General features: G+C 72.7%; 17 protein-coding genes and 3 pseudogenes. 13 read left to right on the top strand and 7 right to left on the bottom strand.

The features are described from left to right. Window positions 1-12 precede the first annotated feature (12 nt). From OV079_RS58305 to OV079_RS21635, 8 genes and pseudogenes are all read left to right on the top strand, one after another. A pseudogene (locus OV079_RS58305) lies at window positions 13-366 on the top strand (radical SAM protein); the annotation flags it as partial. A gap of 31 nt (window positions 367-397) precedes the next feature. After that, window positions 398-1,351 carry an SPASM domain-containing protein gene (locus OV079_RS56135; protein WP_267770765.1) on the top strand — a complete coding sequence of 318 codons (954 nt, stop codon included), beginning with the start codon at window positions 398-400 and terminating at the stop codon, window positions 1,349-1,351. 179 nt (window positions 1,352-1,530) lie between these two features. Further along, the gene (locus tag OV079_RS21660; protein WP_267770764.1) at window positions 1,531-2,325 is read left to right on the top strand and encodes a polyphosphate polymerase domain-containing protein; all 795 of its coding nucleotides are present in this window, start codon (window positions 1,531-1,533) and stop codon (window positions 2,323-2,325) included. Beyond that, window positions 2,316-3,005: a DUF4956 domain-containing protein gene (locus OV079_RS21655; RefSeq protein WP_267770763.1), complete on the top strand. Its 690-nt coding sequence runs from the start codon at window positions 2,316-2,318 to the stop codon at window positions 3,003-3,005. Before OV079_RS21660 ends, OV079_RS21655 begins: the two co-directional genes overlap by 10 nt. Continuing rightward, window positions 3,005-4,333: an HlyD family secretion protein gene (locus tag OV079_RS21650; protein ID WP_267770762.1), complete on the top strand. Its 1,329-nt coding sequence runs from the start codon at window positions 3,005-3,007 to the stop codon at window positions 4,331-4,333. The genes OV079_RS21655 and OV079_RS21650 overlap by 1 nt, the downstream gene beginning before the upstream one ends. Before the next feature lie 26 nt (window positions 4,334-4,359). Further along, window positions 4,360-5,175, top strand: coding sequence for a hypothetical protein (locus OV079_RS21645; RefSeq protein WP_267770761.1), 816 nt, complete (start codon window positions 4,360-4,362; stop codon window positions 5,173-5,175). Then, on the top strand, window positions 5,160-6,521 hold the full coding sequence (locus tag OV079_RS21640) for a TolC family protein (protein ID WP_267770760.1): 1,362 nt from the start codon (window positions 5,160-5,162) through the stop codon (window positions 6,519-6,521). The genes OV079_RS21645 and OV079_RS21640 overlap by 16 nt, the downstream gene beginning before the upstream one ends. A 54-nt stretch (window positions 6,522-6,575) precedes the next feature. Then, the gene (locus OV079_RS21635; protein ID WP_267770759.1) at window positions 6,576-7,706 is read left to right on the top strand and encodes a lamin tail domain-containing protein; all 1,131 of its coding nucleotides are present in this window, start codon (window positions 6,576-6,578) and stop codon (window positions 7,704-7,706) included. A gap of 187 nt (window positions 7,707-7,893) precedes the next feature. Here the strand turns inward: OV079_RS21635 and OV079_RS56130 are convergent. Further along, window positions 7,894-8,559: pseudogene (locus OV079_RS56130) on the bottom strand (amidohydrolase family protein); the annotation flags it as partial. Between the two features lie 122 nt (window positions 8,560-8,681). Next, window positions 8,682-8,963 (bottom strand): annotated as a pseudogene (locus tag OV079_RS56125) (amidohydrolase family protein); the annotation flags it as partial. A gap of 901 nt (window positions 8,964-9,864) precedes the next feature. On the opposite strand from OV079_RS56125, the gene OV079_RS21625 reads away from it, so the two are divergent. Continuing rightward, window positions 9,865-10,476 carry an SAM-dependent methyltransferase gene (locus OV079_RS21625; protein WP_267770758.1) on the top strand — a complete coding sequence of 204 codons (612 nt, stop codon included), beginning with the start codon at window positions 9,865-9,867 and terminating at the stop codon, window positions 10,474-10,476. A 214-nt stretch (window positions 10,477-10,690) separates the two neighbouring features. On the opposite strand, the gene OV079_RS21620 is transcribed toward OV079_RS21625, so the two are convergent. From OV079_RS21620 to OV079_RS21605, 4 genes are all read right to left on the bottom strand, one after another. Further along, window positions 10,691-11,587 carry a hypothetical protein gene (locus OV079_RS21620; RefSeq protein WP_267770757.1) on the bottom strand — a complete coding sequence of 299 codons (897 nt, stop codon included), beginning with the start codon at window positions 11,585-11,587 and terminating at the stop codon, window positions 10,691-10,693. 450 nt (window positions 11,588-12,037) lie between these two features. Then, window positions 12,038-12,868, bottom strand: a complete 831-nt coding sequence (locus OV079_RS21615) for a hypothetical protein (protein ID WP_267770756.1) — start codon at window positions 12,866-12,868, stop codon at window positions 12,038-12,040. 44 nt (window positions 12,869-12,912) lie between these two features. After that, complete coding sequence (locus OV079_RS21610) at window positions 12,913-14,310, bottom strand: sensor histidine kinase (RefSeq protein WP_267770755.1); 1,398 nt, start codon at window positions 14,308-14,310, stop codon at window positions 12,913-12,915. After that, window positions 14,307-15,023 carry a response regulator transcription factor gene (locus tag OV079_RS21605; protein WP_267770754.1) on the bottom strand — a complete coding sequence of 239 codons (717 nt, stop codon included), beginning with the start codon at window positions 15,021-15,023 and terminating at the stop codon, window positions 14,307-14,309. The genes OV079_RS21610 and OV079_RS21605 overlap by 4 nt, the downstream gene beginning before the upstream one ends. Before the next feature lie 272 nt (window positions 15,024-15,295). Between OV079_RS21605 and OV079_RS21600 the strand changes: the two genes are divergently transcribed. Further along, window positions 15,296-16,300, top strand: coding sequence for a hypothetical protein (locus OV079_RS21600; RefSeq protein WP_267770753.1), 1,005 nt, complete (start codon window positions 15,296-15,298; stop codon window positions 16,298-16,300). A 42-nt stretch (window positions 16,301-16,342) separates the two neighbouring features. Here the strand turns inward: OV079_RS21600 and OV079_RS21595 are convergent, their stop codons facing one another. After that, window positions 16,343-16,681 carry a hypothetical protein gene (locus OV079_RS21595; protein WP_267770752.1) on the bottom strand — a complete coding sequence of 113 codons (339 nt, stop codon included), beginning with the start codon at window positions 16,679-16,681 and terminating at the stop codon, window positions 16,343-16,345. On the opposite strand from OV079_RS21595, the gene OV079_RS21590 reads away from it, so the two are divergent. From OV079_RS21590 to OV079_RS21580, 3 genes are read left to right on the top strand one after another with little or no spacing between them, the layout of a single operon-like run. After that, window positions 16,680-17,384, top strand: coding sequence for a hypothetical protein (locus tag OV079_RS21590; protein WP_267770751.1), 705 nt, complete (start codon window positions 16,680-16,682; stop codon window positions 17,382-17,384). The two genes, OV079_RS21595 and OV079_RS21590, sit on opposite strands and share 2 nt — an antisense overlap. Before the next feature lie 28 nt (window positions 17,385-17,412). Beyond that, entirely contained in the window at window positions 17,413-19,449 is a 2,037-nt protein-coding gene (locus OV079_RS21585; protein WP_267770750.1) for a PEP/pyruvate-binding domain-containing protein, read from the top strand. Window positions 19,450-19,495: 46 nt separating this feature from the next. Beyond that, window positions 19,496-20,647, top strand: coding sequence for a thaumatin family protein (locus OV079_RS21580; protein ID WP_267770749.1), 1,152 nt, complete (start codon window positions 19,496-19,498; stop codon window positions 20,645-20,647). Window positions 20,648-20,835: the final 188 nt, after the last annotated feature.

The following is a 20,835-nucleotide window of genomic DNA, read 5'->3' as shown; positions in this document are numbered from 1 at the left end:
CGCCCGGTCGCCATGGGACTCCAAGACGTCCGCCGTCGCCTGCCGATCGTCGACGCGCTGCCCACCCCGAAGACCCGCGCGATCCTGCCGCTGGCGCCCGGCGAGACGCCCAGGCCGCGGCTCGCGGTGTGGGAGTTCACGCTCGCCTGCGATCAGGCGTGCCTCCACTGCGGGCCCCGGGCCGGGCACCCGCGCGGCGACGAGCTGAGCACCGAGGAGGCGCTGCAGCTGGTCCGCGACCTCGCGCGCATGGGTGTCGGCGAGGTGTCGCTGATCGGCGGCGAGGCCTACCTGCGCAACGACTTCCTGCTGGTGCTGCGGGAGATCCGGACGCAGGGGATGCTCGCCAGCATGGTCACCGGCGGTTACAACCTCACGCGCGCGCGCCGAGGCGGCGGTGGAGGCCGGGCTGCTGCTCGCCGGGATCTCGATCGACGGCCTCGAGCACAGCCACAACCGCGTGCGCAACACGCCCGACAGCTGGCGGCGCGCCTTCGCGGCCCTCCGCCTGCTGCGCGACGCGGGCTGCCAGGTCAATGCCAACACCCAGATCAATGCGTATACCCGCCACGAGCTGTTCGAGCTGCTCGAGCTGCTCGGCGCCGAGGGCGTGCGGTCATGGCAGCTGCAGATCACCGTGCCGCACGGCAACGCGGCCGACCACCGCGAGCTGCTGCTGCAGCCCTACATGCTGCTCGAGCTCTACGACGTCCTGGACCCGCTGATCACCCGCGCGGCCGCGCTCGGGATGTCGATCTGGCCGGCGAACAGCCTCGGCTACTTCGGCCCGCTGGAGAAGCGGCTGCGCGCGCCGGTGATGAAGAAGACCGGCCACTACAGCGGCTGCCAGGCGGGCTCGTCGAGCATCGGCATCGAGAGCAACGGCGCGATCAAGCCGTGCCCCAGCCTCGGCGGCGAGGTGAACATCGGCGGCAACATCCGCGACTATTCGCTGGAGCACCTGTGGCACAACACCGCGCAGCTGTCCGGCCTGCGCCAGCGCACGCGCGCCGACCTGTGGGGCTACTGCCACGATTGCTACTACGCCGAGGTCTGCCTGGCCGGCTGCACCGCCGTCTCCGAGCCGGTCATGGGCCGACCCGGCAACAACCCGTTCTGTCACCACCGCGCGGTCGAGATGGACCGCGCGGGCCTGCGCGAGCGCATCGAGTTCGTGCGCGCGGCCCCGGAGGTCGCGTTCGGCACGGCGCTGTTCCGGGTGGTGCGCGAGGCCAAAGATCCGGAGCGACGCGCGAACGAGGGGCCGGTGGCGATCGAGGAGCCACGGATCTCCCGCGAGCTCGAGCGCACCGGTCCCGGTCGACCGCTCGATCCGTCGTCCGACGCCTGACCGGCGCCCCCCTGGGCGGCGCGCCGGCCTGCTCGACACACTTCGACACAATCCTGTCACGAGCGCGACACCCCCCGGTCACACGCTCCGCTAGACCTGCCGGAAGCGAAGAAGGGCCGAGATGTCGATCCTGCTCGAGCATCACCGCGATGTCGCCGTTCACGGCGCGGAGGATCACGATGTCTGCGCGTGACGCCAACGTCATCGAGCGGCGCGAGTTCAAGTACCTCGTCGACGCGCTGACCGCGGCGCGGCTGCGGGCGGCGATCCAGCCGTTCTGCGAGCTCGACCCGTGGGCGGCCAAAAACCCGCGCGGGCGCTACACGATCGAGAGCGTCTACCTCGACACGGAGGCGCTGCGGCTGTTCTGGGCCAACGAGCACGAGCAGCTCGACCGCGTCAAGGTGCGCGTGCGCGGCTACGCCGAGGCGCCGACGGCCCCGGTGTTCTTCGAGGTCAAGCGCCGCGTCAACGACGTCATTTTGAAGACCCGCGGCAAGGTCCCGCGCGACGCCTGGCAGCGACTGGTGGCAGAGCCCGACGCGGAGATCGATCCGCGGGTCGGCGGCAAGGATCGCCGGGCCGTCGAGCGCTTCCTCGCTATCGCCCGCGGCATGCACCTGCGGCCGTTCACCGTGGTCCGCTACGAGCGCGAGCCCTACTTCAGCCGCATCGACGACTACGCGCGCGTCACCTTCGACACGGCGATCCGCGCCCAGCCGACCGCGCTGCCGACCTTCGCCCTGCCGGAGCGCGGCTGGCGGGCGCTCGACGACGCGGTCACCATGCGCACGCTCGACTCGCAGATCGTCGTCGAGCTCAAGTTCACGACCCAGGTGCCGCTGTGGCTGGTGCGGATCGTCGAGCGCCTCGGCCTCTGCCGGCGCTCGTTCTCCAAGTACGGCACCTCGATCCGCGCCTTCTACGAGGCGCCCTCGCTGCGCCGCCCTATCGCGGCCGGGGGGTGGCAGTGAGCGGGATCGAGGGCTTCACCGCGGGGCTCGGCGAGCCGATCGCGCTGCGGTCGGCGGCGCTGTCGCTGCTGCTCGCGTTCGGCCTGACGCAGGCGATCGCCGCGGTCTACGTGTGGACCTTCCGCGGCATGTCGTACTCGCAGGGCCTGGTCCACTCGATCGTGCTCGGCAGCATCATCGCCTGCACGTTGATGCTGGCGATCGGCGGCAGCATCGCCGCGGGGCTGGGGATCGCCGGCGGCCTGGCGATCGTCCGCTTCCGCACCGCGCTCCGCGATCCTCGCGACATGATGTTCGTGTTCGCGGGCCTCGGCGCCGGCATCGCCGCGGGCCTCGGCGCCCACGCGGCGGCGCTGTGCGGCGCGGCGCTGTTCTGCTTCGCGGTCGGATCGCTGACGTGGATCGAGTTCGGCAGCACGCACCGCCTCGACGGCCTCTTGCGCTTCCAGCTGCCGGCCGACGCCGACGAGGCCGCGGTCATGGCCCTGCTGCGCCGTTACACCCGCTTCGTCGCGCTGGTGACCCTGCGCGAGGTGGCCCAGGGCGCGGCGCTCGAGCACGCGTACCACGTGCGCTTCGCCGATCCGCGGCGCCGCGTCGCGCTGGTGCAGGCGATCGAGGCGCTGCCCGGGGCCCAGGACGTCTCGCTCCTGCTGCAGGAGCCGACGGTGGAGCTGTGATGTCGCTGCGGGTCGTGCGGACGCGGATCGCCCCCTGGGGCCTGTGGTGCGCGACGATGGCGGGCGTCGCCTGGCTGTGGGGCGACGTCCACGACGAGGCGGCCGTCGGCTTCGTGCTCGCCGCCGAGTACGAGCTGGCGACGCCGGAGCCGGCGCGCGTGGCCGCGGTCGCGGTGACGCCGGGGCAGCGGGTGCGCGCGGGCGAGGTGCTGGTGTCGCTCGACGCGCAGGCGATCGACGCCGAGCTGGCGATCGTGGCCGCCGAGCGGGCCCGCCTCGAGGCCGAGCTCGGGGCGGTCCGCGCCGAGTCGAGGGTGCGCGTCGGCGACACCACGCGGGAGTTCGACGAGTCGGTGGCCGCCGCCGACGTGGCCCTGAGGACAGCTCGCGCCGAGCGCAAGGCCGCCGCCGCCGAGTACGCCGCGCTGTCCGAGCAGGTGGCGACCCTCGGCGGCCTGGTCGAGCAGCGCATGGCGGACCGCCGCGAGCTCGACGCGCTCCGGGTCGAGCACGTGGCGCTGGAGAAGCAGCTGCAGACCGCCGACGCCCTGATCCCGCAGCTCGTCAGCCAGGCCGCGGCCGCGCGGGCGAGGCGGGCGGCGCTGCCGGCCGATGCCACGGAGGCGGCGCTGCGGCCGGTCCAGGCCGAGCTGGCGGTGGTCGAGCGGCAAGAACAGCTGCTGGCGGTCCGCCGTGAGGCCATGAGCCTGCGCGCGGTGGTCGACGGCGACGTCGCGGCGGTGCACCTGCAAGCGGGCGAGGTCGCCGACACCGGCCTGCCGATCGTCACGCTGGTCGGCGACGCGGCGGCGGCCGAGGTCCAGGTGTGCCAGCGCGAGGCCCAGGCGGGCCGCGGGCGCCCGGGCGAGGCCGTACGCGTGCGGCCGCGCGGGTCCGCCGGGGCCGAGGCGGGGGTCGGATCGTCCGCGTGGCGCCACGCATCGCCGAGCTGCCGCCGCGGTGCTGGCGCGACCCGAAGCTGCCCGAGTGGGGCCGCGAGCTGGTGGTGCGCCTCGACGAGCCGCTCTCGCTGCTGCCGGGACAGGCGGTGTCGGTGCGCTTCCTCGGCGAGGACGCCGGGCCGCTGTCAGGGTCGGCAGCACCGATCGACTCGCCCCGCGAAGTCATCGGCGAGGCGAGCTCCGGCGTCGCGTCGTCGACCTCGATCGACCTGCGGCCGCCTCACGAAATCACTCTCGAGGCGAGTGCCGGCGCCGCCTCGCAAGACGCCTCGGCGATTGCGACGAACCCGTCGCTCGCAGCCCCGAGCCCGCTGGTCGTCCCGTCCGCGCTGGCCGCTCGCACGCGCTTCGAGCCGTCGGCGCTGACGTGGTCGGCCCGCCGCGACCGCTTCGTGATCGCCAGCGACGACACCGGCCTGGCCGACCGCGACGAGCACGCGCCGTGGCTGTTCACCATGGACCGCCACGGCCGGGTCGACGTCGAGCCGCTGGTGGTCTCGGGGATCGACGGCTTCAGCGATCTCGAGGCCATCGCGCCGGCGGCCGAGGGCGGCCTGTACGTGCTCGCCTCGCAGAGCCGCAGCCGCAAGGGCAAGCGCCCGGCCGCGCGCCAGGTGTTCGCCCGCGTCGCCGTGACCGCCGACGGCGCGAGGCTCGAAGCGTCGGTCTCGCTGGCGGAGCAGCTCGAGCGCGACCCGGCCGTGTTGGTCGCGCTCGGCCTCGAGGACACCGCGGAGCTCGACCTCGAGGGCATGACCGCGACCGCCGGAGGCGGCCTGCTCCTCGGGCTCAAGCAGCCGCTCGACGCCGAGCAGCGCGCCCCGATCTGGCACCTGCCGCGCCCCGACGCCCTGCTGGCAGGCGCCACTCCTTCGGCCGCCGGCCTGCGTCGGCTCGGCGCGGTGCCGCTGCGAGTCGAGACCGACGGCGGCCCCGTGCCCGGGGGGATCAGCGAGCTGCTCGAGCTGCCCGACGGCTCGCTGCTGATCGCCGCGACCGCCTCGGGCGCCGACCCGCAGCGCCAGGACGGCGGCCTGTGGCACGCCGCGGGGCCAGGCGACCTCGCGCACGCGCGCCTGCTGCGGCGCTTCCCCGGCCTCAAGCCCGAGGGCCTGGCCCTGCGGCCCGACGGGCGGGCGATCGTCCTCGTGTTCGACACCGGCGCCGCCGCGCCGCAGTGGACGGAGCTGCCGTGGCCCGCGCCCTGAGCCTGGCCGGCGCCGCCCTGCTCGGCGCCTGCTTCCACGCGCCGGCCTACGCCCCGGAGCGCTCGCTGGCGGTCCTGCGCGCGCTCGAGGCTCCCGCCGAGCCGACGCGCAGCGGCGAAGACCGGGATGCTGGTGATCGCGGATGCTCGCCCAGGTCGACGCCGGCGCGCGCCGACGGGGCGCTGACCGCCGACGAGGCCTTCGCGCTGGCCGTGGCGAACAACCCGGACCTCGCGGTCGCCGAGGCCGAGGCGGCGGTGGCCGCGGCCGAGGTCGACGTCGCGCGGCAGCTCGACAACCCCTCGTTCCGCCTGACCAACTTCCGCGTCGCCGACGCGCTCGCCGGGGCTCCGCAGATGAACCTCGGCGTGCGCGTCCCGATCCCGCGCCCGGGCACGGTGCGCACGCGAGTCGCCGCGGCCCGGCTCGCGGCCGACGCGGCCGAGAGCGACGCGGCGGCCGCCCGTCGCCTGCTGCGCGTGCTGGTCTACCAGCGCTTCGCCCAGATCGCCTGGCTGCGCGCCGACATCGACGAGCTGACCCGCGCGGCCGCGCTGTTCGACGAGCGGCGGGCCCAGATCGGCGCGCGCGTCGAGCGGGCCGTGGCCACCCGCGTCGACCTCGCGGTCGCCGACCTCACCCACGCCGAGGCGCTCGAGAAGCTCGGCCGCCTGCGCAGCGAGCTGGCCCGCGCCGAGGCCGAGCTGGCCCGCGCCCTCGGCCCCGGCGGACCGCGCCGCTTCCACGCCGACGCGGCCGAGCTGCAGGCAATCGCGCGGGTCCCGAGCCGCGAGGACCTGGTCGCCCGCGCCGTCGATGCGCGCCCCGAGCTGCGCGCCAGCCAGGCCCGCGTCGCTGAGGCCAGGGCCGGCGTGCACCTGGCCCGCAGCGCCGCGTGGCCGTGGTTCAATTGGGTGCAGGTCAACTACTACGTCGGCCCGACCGCGACGCCGGCCTCGTTCGGCTTCGGCCTGGCGCTCGACCTGCCGCTCCTGAGCTGGAACCGCGGCGAGGTCCGGGCCGCGCGCGCCCGCGTGCGCCAGCGCGAGGCCGAGGAGCGGGCGGCGGCGGCTCATCTCTCGGGCGAGCTCGACGAGGCGATCGTGCGCCTGCAGGCCGCGGACGCGCGGGTCATGGAGATCGAGCAAGTCCTGCTGCCGCGCGTGGAGGACGCGGCGCGCGAGGCCGCGGCGGCCCTGGACGCCGGCGCGGTCGATCCGCTGACCGCCAACGAGATCGAAGGTCGCCGGGTCGCCGCGCGCCGGCAACACCTGGCGGCGCTGTTCGAGCGGCGCAGCGCGGCGCTGCTCCTCGAGGCCGCAGTCGGCGCGCCGCTCGGCCTCTGACGCCATTCACCGCGAATCATCACACTCGCCCATTCACCACACCGGAGCCCTGCCATGATTCACCGCCTCCTGTCTCGCACGCGCACCACCCTCACGCTCGTCGCGCTGGCGCACGCCGCATGCGGGGGCGACGGCGGCGGCAGCAGCGAGACCGATCCGACCGGCAGCGACACGAGCGGCGCGCCCCCGGCCGCCGGCGCGCTGCGGCTGAACGAGCTGACGTCGAAGAGCCCCGCGGAGGGGCCCTACGCGGGGATGGGCGACGCCATCGAGATCGTCAACCCCGGCGCCGAGGCGGTCGACCTCTCGGGCTGGAAGCTGTCCGACGACCCCGGCCTGGCCGCCGACAAGACCTACGAGTTCCCGGCCGGCACCACGCTCGCGCCCGGAGGTTACCTCGTGCTCGTCGCCTTCGACGACTTGACCGGCGCCGGCGACTTCCCGTTCGGCATCTCGTCGACCGGCGCCGAGACCCTCTCCCTGGTCGACGCCAACCAGACCCTCGTCGATCAGGTCGAGGTCGACGGCGCGCGCGCCCTGGTCTCGTATTGTCGGGTGCCCGACGCCGACGGCGCGTGGGGCAACTGCGTGCAGACGCTCGGCGCCGCCAACGTCGTCGCGCCCTCGACCTGCGGCGACGGCACCATCGAGGGCGACGAGGCCTGCGACGGCGTCGACCTCGACGGCCTCGCCTGCGCCGACCTCGGCTTCGCCGGCGGCGCCTTGACCTGCACCGCGGTCTCCTGCCGCCTCGACGCCACCGCCTGCGATGCGGGCGCCGAGGTCGTCATCAACGAGCTCGAGGCGGTCGACGATCGCATCGAGCTTCACAACGCCGGCGCCGACGCGGTCGACCTGACAGGATGGATCCTCACCGACCGGTTCGCCCCCGGCTACGACCCGACGGGCGACGCCGAGAAGCTGGTGTTCGCCGCCGGCACCGAGCTCGCGCCCGGCGGCTACCTCGTCGTCGCCAAGGGCGACCTCGCCGGCCAGCACCCGTTCGGCCTCGCCAGCGACGGCGACGGCGTGACCCTCGTGCGCGCCGACCTCACGCCCGCCGACCACGTCACCTACGGCCCCGAGCAGGCCGAAATCTCGTACTGCGCGCTGCCCGACGGCCCCGGCGGAGCGTGGACCGCCGACTGCATCCCGAGCTTCGGCGCCGCCAACGCTGCGCCCTGAGCGAATCACTCCCTGCCCGCCGCGCGAGGCCGAGAGCGGCGGCGAGGACGACCTCACTGCGGCGCTGTCGGGGCGCAGGTGGAGACGCCGGCGCTGACGATGCTGATCGGCGCGTCGGCGACGACGACCGTGATGTCCTGCTGGCCGAAGTCGCAGGCGCCGCCGAGACGCGCAGGCGTCCGCGGTCCTATCGCCCGGAGCCCGGCACCGTGTTCTTGTAGATCACGCCGTCCTTCATGACGATCAGGAAGTTCCGGCCGGGGTCGGCCACCAGCCGGATGTCTCGCAGCGGATCGCCGTCGACCACCAGCAGATCGGCCAGCGCGCCTTCTTCGATCACGCCCAGCTTGCCGGGATAGGGGTTGCGCAGCCCGGACAGCGCGAGCAGCTCGGCATTGGTCGAGGTCGCCATGATCAGCGCCTCGGCAGGGGTGTACCAGCGAGCGAGATCGGCCAGCATGGCGCCCTGCCGCTCGGCCAGCGCCGCGGAGAACAGGATGTCGGTGCCGAACGCGGTCTTGATGCCGTACTTCTTCGCCAGCGTGTAGACCCTGTCGGTCCCGTTCACGACCTGCCGCATCTTCGCCTGCTCCGCCGGCCCGAGCGCCGCGGCGCCGCTCAGGTCGAGGAACGGCTGGGTGCTCAACCAGATGCCCTTCTGCGCCATCAGCCGCGCGGTGGCGTCATCCATCAGGTGCCCGTGCTCGATGCATTTCACCCCGGCGGCGATCGAGCGCTGAATACTGGCCGACGTATAGGCGTGCGTAGAGACATAGGTCCCCCAGTTCTGCGCCGCCTCGACCGCGGCGTGAGCTCCTCCTGCGTGAACGTGGACACGTCGAGCGGGCTGAACGGCGAGGCCACGCCGCCGCCGGCCGTGAGCTTGATCTGCGTCGCGCCCTGCATGAACTGCTCGCGCGCCCGCAGGCGCACCTCGTCGGGGCTGTCGGCGATGGCGCTGCCGCCGATCTGCTCGACCCGCGACACGGGGCCGCCCAGGGTCCGCGGCAGGTCGGAGAGCGGACGGAAGTCGCCGTGGCCGCTGGTGACGGTGATCATCGCCCCGGACGGATAGATGCGCGGTCCGGGCAGCAAGCCGTCGTCGATGGCACGCTTCAGCGCGAAGCTGGGGCCGCCCATGTCGCGCACGGTGGTAAACCCGCGCATGAGCGTGGCAGTGGCCTCGGCCGCGGCCTGGAGGTTGGTGTAACCGACGTCATTGGTCAGAGCCGCCGCCGGCGTGGGACGGACCAGCATCGCGTGCCAGTGCATGTCGGTGAGGCCCGGCATCAGCACGCGGCCCGCCGCGGGAATGACGGTGGTGCCGGGCTCGGCGGCGATCGGCGCGGTGGAGATGCGTTCGATGAGGTTGCCGCGCACCAGCACGTGGGAGGGTGCAGACAGCGAGGCGCGCCGGCCGTCGAAGATCCGCACGTCCTGGAACAGGGTCAATCGCGCCGGTGCTGTGACGGGGCCGGGGCCGGGGGCGGGCTGCGGTGAATGTGCCAGGCCCAGCTGTGTCGCCGCGAATGCGAGCACTGTCAGGACACCGAGGATACGCAGCGCCCGTCTCGGAAGGGAGCCCCGGGGCGATGCGTCGGACGGATCGATCGAATTCATGGCGCGCTGCAATCGTCGGAGAAGGGGCCGCAGTGCTCGCCGCGGCGGTCGGCTCGCTCGCCGCTCGAAGCGACCGGCTGCTCGGCTTCGCCAGCCGCTCCGCGCGGCGAGCGTGGATGAATACGGTGACCCCGCAAGTTCGCCCGGGCGCCGGGGGCGGCGGCTATCTCGCCCGCGGCTGGCTCGGCGTCCGGCTGGGCGGGCCCGGCGCGAGCGAGCGAGCCACCCGACTCGAGGCGATGAGGGGCGGGGCCGGCGCAGCAGACTTTCACTTCTGCCCGCTCCTCACCTCGAAGGACCTCCGGAGGATCGAGCGACGGGGCGTCGGCGCGGCAGACTGTTACTTCTGCCCGCTACTCACCTCGAACGGACCTCCGGAGGATCGAGCGACGGGGCGTCGGGTGATGATCGGCGTCGCCGCGCCATCGTATCGGCGGAGCGCCGCGCCGGCCGCGACCCGCGAGTTGTCCTGTTGGCAATTGGTCAACGGATTGGCAGCGCGGCGGAGCGCGACCCCGGGCCACGATATCCTGGAGGCATGACGACGCCACAGTCCGAACGCTTCCCCGACTGGGAGACCCTGTACCGCCAGCGGCCCGGCGAGAGCCTGCCCTGGTACTACGCGGACCTCGACCCCGACCTCGAGGCGGCGCTGCGCGACCACAGGCTCGCGCGCGGGCGGCTGCTCGACCTCGGCACCGGCCCGGGCACACAGGCGATCGCCCTCGCCGCCCGCGGCTTCGAGGCGACCGGCAGCGACCTGTCGGCGACCGCGGTGGCGAAGGCGACCGAGCTCGCGCAAGCACGCGGAGTCCCGGTGACCTTCGTCCAGGACGACGTGCTCGCGTCGCAGCTGACCGGGAGCTTCGACGTAGTGTTCGACCGCGGCTGCTTCCACGTGATCGACCCGGCGAGGCGCGGGGACTACGTCGATTCGGTGGCCCGCCGACTCGCGCCCGGGGGACTGCTGCTGCTCAAGACCTTCAGCAAGCTGCAGCCCGACGACGTAGGTCCGCACCGATTCTCGCCCGACGACATCCGCACGACCTTCGCGCCGCGCTTCGAACTGCTGTCGGCGACCGAGACGGTGTACCAGGGCACGCTCGACCCGCTGCCGAAAGCGTTGTTCAGCGTGCTCCGGCGCGTCTGACAGCGAGTCCGTCACGTCACGATGCTCCGCGGGGCGCGTCGTTCGTGCGCCACTACAATCACCGGAGTTTGGATCGTCAAGCCCGAAAGTTCCGCACCAGGAATTCGCGCGGATGTAGCGAGACGAGGCTCCGCTTCTGAAGTACAGCAAAGGCGAGGCTGACAGATGCCGCTCCCCGGCCGTCAGTCGCGGCTCCAGCCCAGCTTGAGCTTGATCAGCCGCCACCGATCGGCGGGACCGGGGTCCACGCGAGGCCCCAGCCGAACGAGGGCTCGACGTACGAGCAGCCGGTGGTCTCGCAACCGCCCCACTCCACCGTGAGCCGGCCGCGGTAGCGCGCGCCCGCGAGGCTGAAGGCGTAGAAAGTATACGTATTGTTGTACGTGCTGGCGTCGAGGTACCACGACTCGCCGGCGACGTTCGACCACGTCCCGCTGACGAGCTTCTGGATCGTCAGGGTCTTGTCGTCGTAGGCGCCGCCGCCCTGATGGTCCACGCAGGCGCCGATCCACGTCTGCGTGTTGTTGGTCGATCCGGGGGCGAAGTACAGCGGCGCCGCCAGGTCCTCCTGAGTGTAGAAATCGGTGGCGTCGTAAGTGCTGAGCGGGCCCACGTCACCCGACCATTGCGAGCCCCAGGCCAGGCTGTGGCAATAGCCGTCGAGGTCATGATAGCCCTCCTCGTCGAGGTTCGGCGGGGCCAGCGACTCGGTCGGGCCGATCTTGAGCGGCCGCGGCGACGACTCGGCGACCTGCTCGTGATGGAGCTGAAGGCGCGTCAGCGCGGCCGGGTCGTGGCCGCGGGCAGCCACGTAGACCTCGAGCGGGGTCGCGTCTTCGGCCCTGGCCTTCGCCAGCACGGACGGGCGACCGGCGGGCCGGCGCTCCATCACGCCGACGTCGCCGTCTCCGAGATCGATGAAGGTGAGCGTCGCGCCGTCGTCCCCTTCGAGCGTCTCGATCACCGAGCCCACCACCGCTTCGGACTCCGGCAAGTCGTCACCGAACTCCACGAGGCTGTGCGCGGGCGAGGCTTCGCGCGTACACGCAGGCAGCGCCAGGGCGAGGACCATGAGAGGCACGGTCCGCGAGATCTTCGTCTTCGTCTGCATTCGTTCGTCCATTCTCTAAGTTGTCGAGGTCGCGCGCGCAGCTCGCTCGCGCGGTCGACGGCGCATCGAGCAATGGATGTGCCCGCGAATTGTCGTGGAGAATCGCGACGTGGACCGCCAGCACCGGCTGTCGTCCCGCCGGCTGCCCCATGGGGCCCCATGGGGCAGCCGCAGGGCGGCTGACGGGGTCCGTCGAGCCTGCGCTGCAGCGGCGGTGCGCCTGCGCGCGGTGGCGGCGCGTCCAGCATCGCCGTCGACCGCGTGACCGGCCGTCGCCGCGTCGGAAGTTTTGGTGCGTTTGGAGCCTGGCTAGAGTTGTAAACATCAGATACTGTGAGCGCGCTCCGACTGCCCCCGGGCGTGGCGCGGGCCGCGTCCGCCACCCGGCAGCGCTCGTGAGATCGTAGCGAATCGCCCCATGCTCCATTGGCCAGGAGCGAGACCTGCGAATCACTCGTCGCAATCGACGCGGTGGATCGCCGCGCCTGCGCCCTCGCCGACGCTGACCCACGCCTCGCCGTCGGGCGTCCACGCGATCGCCTCGCCCTGCGCCTCGTCGAGCTTCGGGCCTGCGCAGCCTTCCCCGGCCAGCGCCGACGCGACCGACTGCTCCGGCTGCTTCGTATAATAAAAAACGCCGCTGCGCGTGCGCAGGAGCACCGCGGTCCCGTCGGGGTGGACGTCGCCGCCGGTGATCCGCGCGCTGCCCGTGGGCGGCTCGACGCTGCCGACGAGCTCCGCGGTGGCGCGCTCCCCGGGTTGCAGCGGCAGCGCGTAGATCGACGAGGGTCCGCTGTCGACCTTGGTGATGACAATGACTTCGCCGCTCGCCGGATCGATCAGCAGCGTCTCGGCGTCGTGCGCTCCGTCGGGATATTTAAAATAAAGGCGCTCCGCCGGCAGCACGCTGTCGACCAGCTGCACCGGCTCGGACACGCGATAGACCACGAGGGCGTCGCGCGCGAGCTGATTGTCGCCGATGTCGCCGATGTACAGGCATTGGCCGGCGGGGCAGGGTCCGCGGGCGATGTCTTCCCAGTCGACGTGCGGCACGTCGAGCGTCAGGGTCGCGCGCAGCGAGCCGTCCTCGCCCACCGCGAACAGCCGGGCGGCGTCGCCCGAGTCGTTGTGCACGTACCACACACCCGGGTGCGCCGCGCTGGCCGCGATCCCCGAGGTCTCGCGGATCTGCGGATCGCCCAGCGTCCCGAGCACCACCGGCGCCGCGCATTCGCGGCACTCCTGCGCGGCCGGCGAATCACCGCACCCCGCGATTATCATCGCCCAAACCGTCGCAGCGATCCACGCATTCGTCATTCGTCGCCTCACTCCTGCGCCGTCGCCTGCTCGCAATGCAGCGCTTGCGACGGCACGAGCCCGCCGCGCGCTCGGGGGATCCGCAGCGTCACTCGCGTCCCGCGGCCCGGCTCGCTCTCCAGCGCCACGCTGCCCTCGTGGGCGAGGGCGATCCGCTGGACCAGAGTCAGGCCGAGGCCGACCCCGCCGGTCATGCGCGTGCGGCTGCGGTCGGTGCGGAAGAACGGCGTGAACACCTGCACCTGGTCGGCCGCGTCGATGCCGATGCCGGCGTCGGCCACCTCGAGCACCACCTCGTCGCCCTCGGCCGCCGCGCGAAGCGTGATCGGCGAGCCCGGCTCCGAGTACTTGCGGGCGTTGTCGAGCAGGTTGTCGAGCGCGCGGCGCAGCAGCTCGGCGTCGCCGTCGACGTACAGCGGCTCCTCGGGCGCGGCGATCGTCACCTGGCTGTTCGACCAGGCGCCCGCGAAGCGCCGCCCCGCCCGCCGCACCAGCGCCGCGACGTCGAGCCGCTGCCGCTGCAGGGCCGTGTGGGAGCCGCCCGGGCGCAGCGACGCCAGGTCGAGGCTGGCGGTGCGGAGCACGTCCTCGACCATGCGCTCGAGCTGCGCCAGGTCGTCCTCCGCCAGGTGCAGTTCGGTCCGCGCCGTCTCCGGGTCGCTCTCGGCCGCGAGCTCGAGCGCGACCCGCAGCCGGGCCAGCGGCGTGCGCAGCTCGTGCGACACGTTGGCCAGCAGCTCGCGCTGCGACCGGAGCAGCTCGGCCACGCGGTCGGCCATCTCGTCGAACACGCGTCCGAGCAGCCCGAGCGGCCCGCGCGGCGGCAGGCCGGCGCGCACCTGGATGTCGCCGGCCCCGAACGCCTGCGCGGTGCCGACGAGGCGCCGCAGCGGCTCCAACAACCGCCGCGCCAGCAGCACCGACAGCCCCGCCAGCACCGCCAGCACCACCGCGACCGTCGCCACCCCCATGCGCGGCGGCGGCGGCAGTTGCAGGCGCGCGACGCCGAAGCCGACCAGACCATCCTCCGCGCGCAGCGGCACGATGACCCGCGCCGGCCCGTCGATGCGCTCGGTCCGCGACAGCGTCGCCAGCCGCTCGAACGGCAGCTGCGGCGGCGTGCTCCCGCGGGTCGCGGCCAGCAGCGCGCCGTCGCGGGAGAACAGCGCGAACTGATCGGACGTCGCCGCGCTCGCGCGATCGATCGCCGCCTGCAGCCCGCCCGGCTCGTCCGCGTGGGTCGCCACCTCGCGGATGATGTGCTCGTGCAGGCGCATGAAGTTGGGCGGCGCCGGGTGGCGCGACATCCAGAACATCGCCGCCAGCGACAGCACCACCACCGCCTGGGTCAGCAGCGCGAGCGCCCAGATCTGCGCCGCCAGGCGCCACGGTCGCAGCGGGCTCACGTGCGCGTCCCCTTGGCCAGCATGTAGCCGACGCCGCGCACCGTCAGCAGCAGCTGCGGCTGGCGCGGGTCGTCGCCGAGCTTGCGGCGCAGGCGAGACACGTGGGTGTCGATCGAGCGGTCGAACGCCTCCTCGGCGGAGCCGTGGACCAGGTCGAGCAGCTGCTCGCGCGTCAGCACCCGGCCGGCCCGCTCGGCCAGCGCGTACAGCAGCGTGAACTCGAAGCTCGTCAGCGACACCGAGACGCCCTTGTTCTCGACGTACAGGTTGCCCGGGTCGAGCACCAGGCCGCCGACCCGCAGCGCGCGGTTGCTCGGCCCGAGCTGGCCGCGCGAGCGCCGGACCACCGCGCGCACGCGGGCCAGCAGCTCGCGCGTCGAGAACGGCTTGGTCACGTAGTCGTCGGCGCCCGACTCGAGCCCGAGCACGCGGTCGGCCTCGGTCCCGCAGGCGGTCAGCATGATCACCGGGACGTCGCTCATCTGTCGCAACGAGCGGCACACGTCGATGCCGTCGCGCTCCGGCAGCATGACGTCGATGAGGATCACGTCGTAGCGGCCGCGCATCGCCTCGTCGAGCCCGCGCGAGCCGGTGACCTCGTAGCGCGTCTCGATCCCGTGCGCGGCCAGGTAGCGGGTCGTCAATTGGGCCAGCCGCTCGTCGTCCTCGATCATCAGGGCGCGGACGCCTGCGCCGCCGCTCGCCTCGGTCATGCGCTCAAGATAGCCGAAAGCCCCCACCCGCGCCGGCCGACACAATCGGACACAATCGGACATACCCCGGGCAATCGCGCGGCGTAGCCTGCGCTCATCCGTCTCCGAGGCGCCGCGATGCTGCTCTCCCGCGCTGTCTGGCCGCGATCCGTCGCGCGAGTGTTCGCGGCCGGCGGCGTCGCGGCCGCCGAGACGCGGTTGTTATCGATCGATCGCTCGCGCCACCCATTGCTCGCTGCGCCGGTCCTGCGGCTCACCCCTCGCACCACGCCATGAAGCTCGTCGCATGCATACCCCGGTCCGGACGGCGCGCCTCGCTCGCGGTCGTCCTGTCGACAATCGCCGTCGTCGCCTGCGGTTCGCCGTCACGACCGTCCGGCGAGGACACCAGCGACGGCGGCGACACCACGACGAGCGGCGACACCGGCGGCGACGCGGAGGTCCTCGTCGGCAGCTTCCAGATCTCGCTCGCGGCGGAGGACGGCAAGACGACGGTGCTGGGCAAGGTGTACGACGGCCCGACCCCCGCGGCGATCGTGTGGGAGGAGGACGCGAGCGCCGGCGATTGTCGATTGCTGACCCCGCGCGTCCCGCTGTGCAGCACGCCCTGCGGCGGCTCCGCGGTGTGCGTCGAGGACGAGACCTGTCAGAGCTACCCGACCGCGGGCAGCGTCGGCACGGTCACCGTCGAGGGCCTGCGCACCGAGGCCGGGGCCGCGTCCTTCACCATGGACCCGATCGCAAGCACGTATCAGCCCGGCGGCAGCGTCAAGCTGGTCTACCCGCCGTTCGGCGAGGGCGATCCGATCGCGGTCACCGCCGAGGGCGAGGCGCTGGGCGGCTTCATGGTCGAGGCCCGCGGGATCGCCCCGCTCGCGCTCGTCACCGCCGACATCGATCTTGCCCCCGACGTCGCCCTCGCGCTCGCGTGGGAGGCGGCCGCTCAGCCCGAGCTGTCGACGATCCGCGTCAAGCTCGACATCAGCCACCACGGCGGCACCAAGGGCACGATCGTATGCGCCACCGCCGACGACGGCGAGCTCGAGATCGCCGCCGACCTCGTCACCGACCTGCTCGCGCTCGGCGTCGCCGGCTTCCCCTCGATCGTCGTCACCCGCGAGCACGTCGGCGCCACCGCGATCGCGGAGGGCCGCGTCGAGCTGGTGGTCGCCGCCAGCGTCGAGCGGTCGATCACCATCGACGGCCTCGTGTCCTGCAACGACGACAGCCAGTGCAGCGACGGCCAGACCTGCCAAGCCGATCTGACGTGCGCGTGACGACGCTCCCATCCATCCGCCTGCGGGCACGAAAGGAAGTTTTTAAATATGATGACGATTCGCAATCCACGGAGCCTCGCGCTCCTCCCGGATCCTCCTTTGCGCGCTCGGCTGTCCGAGCGACGGCGGCGACACGGCGAGCAGCGAGACGGAGGCGGCCAGCACCGGCGGCGCCACCTCCGGCACCAGCGACGGCACGGGCACGAATGTCGTCACCACGAATGACGCCCCGACGAGCGCCGGCTCCACCAGCGACGCCCCGACGAGCGGCGCCTCCGAGAGCGGCGACGGCTCGACCGCCGCGAGCACCGACGATTCCACCACCACCGGCGCGGTCCCCGGCGAGCCGTTCAGCTTCTTCGTCACCAGCCTCAAGGCCATGCAGGAGCTCTCGGGCAGCCAGCAGGGCTTCGGCGGCGACCTCCGGTTCGGCGAGGAGGGGCCCGGCGCCGGACTCCGCGGGGCCGACAAGATCTGCGCCGCGATCGCCGAGAAGAGCATGCCCGGCGCCGGCAGCAAGCCGTGGCGGGCGTTCCTCAGCGCCAGCGCCGACGAGAACGGCGAGCAGGTCGACGCCATCGATCGCGTCGGCGACGGCCCCTGGTACGACCGGCTCGGGCGCCTGGTCGCCGCCGGCAAGGACGACCTGCTGGCCGAGCGGCCCGTCGGCGCCGACTCGGCGATCCAGGACGACCTGCCCAACGAGGACGGTGTGCCCAATCACCAGCCCGATCCGCTGCAGGACCCTGTCGACAATCACGACACCCTCACCGGCAGCGGCGCCGACGGTCGCCTCGAGAGCGCCTCGTCGACCTGCCTCGACTGGACCTCCGCGGTGGGCGAGAGCGACGTCGACGGCAAGCCCATGCTCGGCCACTCCTGGCCGCGCGGCGGCGGTGGCGGCGGCGGACCCGGCCCGGGCCCCGGCGACATGGACGGCACGCACTGGATTCAGTCGCACACCGCCTCCGGCTGCGCCCCGGGCGTCAGCCTGATCGAGATGGGGCCGTCGCCGCCGGGCGCCAACACCGTCGGCGCCGGCGGTGGTTACGGCGGCATCTACTGCTTCTCTCGGGTCCCCTGATTCGAGCGGCGACGCGCGGAGGACGGCCATGTCACGACGCTCTCTCCCGATCCTCGCGGCGCGGCTCCTCGCCGGCGCGGCGCTGTCCGGCTGCGGCGGGCAGTCGGACGCCGTCAGCCTGCCCGAGCGGTGCCTGCAATCGGGCGACGCGGCCCCCGAGTTCGCGCGCCAGATCGGCTGCATGGCCGACTTTCAGGCCCTCGCCTCGGTGCCGCTCGACGCCAACCTGCCGGGCGCGCGCTCGGTCAAGGTCGTGCAGGACCACGGCGACGCCGACGCGCTGTACTTCCAGAACAGCGCCCTCTACCCGATCCACTACGAGTTCGTCTCCACCCACCTGTCGGGCGACCCGCTGCCGGTGGTCCCGCAATTGGCCGAGTTCAACGCCACCGAGTATTACAGCCCCGAGCGGCGCTTCAGCCTCGGCGCGGTGACCTGGTACGAGGAGCCGCAGGTGTGGGCATTGGAGCTCTCGCCCTACGATTCGGCCTCGGCCGAGATGATCGCGGCGCTGTGGCGCGGCGTCGCCGCGGACTCGTACTTCGGCGGGTCGCTCTATTTTCACCCGACCTCGGAGTCGATCGCGGTCGAGGCGGAGCGCCTGCCCGCCGACGTCCCGGTGATCACGACCGACCAGATCTACGCCGAGATCGACTACCAGCCGCTCTCGCTCGGCGCGGGCATGGGCCGGCTGCGGTTTCTGACCGCCGAGCAGCTGGCCGACGAGTACGTCTCGTACCAGGACATCCTGGTGCTCGACGAGGCCCCCAACGACATCAGCGTGGTCCAGGGCCTCGTCACCGAGGAGTTCCAGACCCCGCTTTCGCACGTCAACGTGCTCTCGCTCAATCGCAAGACCCCGAACATGGGCCTGCGCGGGGCGACCGGCAACGCCGAGCTGCGGGCGCTCGAGGGCAAGCTGATCGAGCTGACGGTGGACGCCGCGGCGTGGCGCGTCCGCGAGGTCACCGAGGAGGAGGCCGCGGCGTACTGGGAGGCGCACCGGCCCGAGCCGGTCACGCTGCCGCCGCTCGACCTCGACGTCACCGAGCTGGTCGACATCGAGGACGTGACCCCCGAGCCGGCCGCCGGCGAGTCGCTGCGCGAGGCGATCAAGACCGCCGTCCTCGCGTTCGGCGGCAAGGCGGCGCAGTACTCGATCCTCGCCCGCACCGAGGGCGTCCCGGTCGCCAAGGCGTTCGCGGTCCCCGTCTTTTACTACGACCAATTCATGCGCGACAACGGGTTCTACGACCGCATCGACGCCTTGCTGGCCGACCCCGCGTTCGCCACCGACGCCGCGCTGCGCGATGCGGAGCTCGCGGCCCTGCGCGCCGACATGGTGGTCGCCCCGCTCGACGGTGCTTTTCAAGCGACCCTCAAGGCCAAGCTGGCGGCCGATTACCCCGGCCAGAAGATGCGCTTCCGCACCAGCACCAACAGCGAGGACCTCGACGGCTTCCCGTGCGCCGGCTGCTACGAATCGCACACGGGCGACCCGGCCGACTGGAGCGACGTCCTCGACGCGATCCGCGAGACCTACGCCACCATCTGGCTGTTTCGCACCTTCGAGGAGCGCAGCTACTACGGCATCGATCACCGCTCGGTCGGCATGGCGTTGCTCGTCCACCCGAACTTCGCCGACGAGGAGGCCAACGGCGTCGCGGTCACCGCCAACCCCTTCGACCCCTCCGGCCTCGACCCCGCGTTCTACGTCAACGTGCAAGCCGGCGGCGACGTCGAGGTCGTCGCGCCGCCCGCGGGCGTCACCAGCGATCAGTTCCTCTACTTCTTCTCGCAGCCGAACCAGCCGCGGTCGTACATCACCCACTCGAGCCTGATCGACGCCGGCGAGACGGTCCTCTCGGTGAAGCAGGCCTATCAGCTCGGGGTCGCGCTCGACGCCATCCACCGCCGCTTCTCGCCGGCCTACGGGCCCGGCGCCGGCAATCACGGCTGGTACGCGATGGACGTCGAGTTCAAGTTCGACGACGTCGCCGACCCGTCGCAGCCGCCGGCGCTCTACGTCAAGCAAGCGCGACCGTACCCGGGCCGCGGCGACTGACCGCGCGCCGCAGGTCGTCGCGGCGCGTCGTGTGATATCGTGGCCCATGCGGTCCGATTCGTTGTTCATCTTCGCGCTCGTCCTCGGCTGCGGCAGCCCGGGCACCCAGACCTCGAACGCCAGCGAGACCGACGCCGAGACGGGGCCCGACGCGCAGACCACGAGCTCGAGCGCCCCGACCTCGACCACTTCTGCGACCACCACCGAGCCCGAGCCGACCACGAGCTCGGGCACCCAGACCGCGAGCACGAGCAGCGGCACCGAGAGCGCGAGCACGAGCAGCGGCACCGAGACCGCGAGCACGGGCGAGCCCGAGCCCGAGCAGACGGCGCGCCTGCGCATCGTCAACGGCTGCGATCAGCCGATGTGGGTGCTCCACCAGGTGGGCGCGGGCGGCGGCACCCTCGACGCGGCCAACCAGATCCTCCTCGCCGCGCAGGGCGACTATTATGATTATGCGATCCCCGACATCGGCCTGGCCGCGACCCGCTTCTGGCCAGGCTTCGGCTGCGACGAGACCGGCAACGGCTGCGCCATCGGCCAGAGCGGCGGCCCGCCGGAGCAGGGCTTCACGTGCCCCCCGGAGGGCTGCGCGCCGCCGATCGACTCCAAGTTCGAGGGCACCTTCGGCTGCCTGCCGGGCGTCGCGCCGGCCGACTGTCAGGACAACCCGTCCGCGCCCGGCATGAAGCTGCCCGCGAGCGACGGCTGGGACACCAGCATGGTCGACGGCTTCACCGTGCCCTACGAGGTCGAGCTGCTCGACGACTGCCCGGGCGGCCCTCAGGGCGGGGCCATCGATTGCAGCGAGCTCCGCCTGTCCGACTGTCCGACCGCCGAGGACATCTCGACGAACCAGCAATTCCCCGCGCTCTCCGCCGTCGACCTGCGCGCCGAGAATCCGACCACGCAGGCGGCAGGCGGCTGCTACTCGCCGTGCGGCAAGCTCACCTACGCCAATTGGGGCAACGATCCGGTCTACGCCCCGGTCGCCGCGGAGGCGGAGTACTACTGCTGCCCGACGCCGCCGATCGGCGTCGAGGACTGCCGCGAGGGTCCTGTCGTGGGCACCCAGTACGTCGATCTCATCCACGACAAGTGCAAGCAGGTGTACTCGTACGCGTACGACGACGGGATCGGCAATTGGTCGTGCCCCGCGGGCACTCGCTACCGGGTCACCTTCGCCTGCCCGCAGTGAACCTGCGGCGGCTCACGGCTCGCCTGCGAGGCGCCGGGAGGTACTGGGGCCAGGCGACGGCTTCGGCCCACGCGGCTCCTGCTGGCATGATTCGGCGCGCGTCCAGAGCTCGTCGATTCGCGGGGGCGACCGTCTCCGAAGGCGCGGGTCGTCGGCGAGGGCGCCGGCGGACGAGCAGGGCGACGAGC

The organism is Nannocystis pusilla, assembly GCF_026626665.1.
Lineage (GTDB): Bacteria > Myxococcota_A > Polyangia > Nannocystales > Nannocystaceae > Nannocystis > Nannocystis pusilla.
This window is presented reverse-complemented; position numbering and strand designations above follow the sequence as displayed.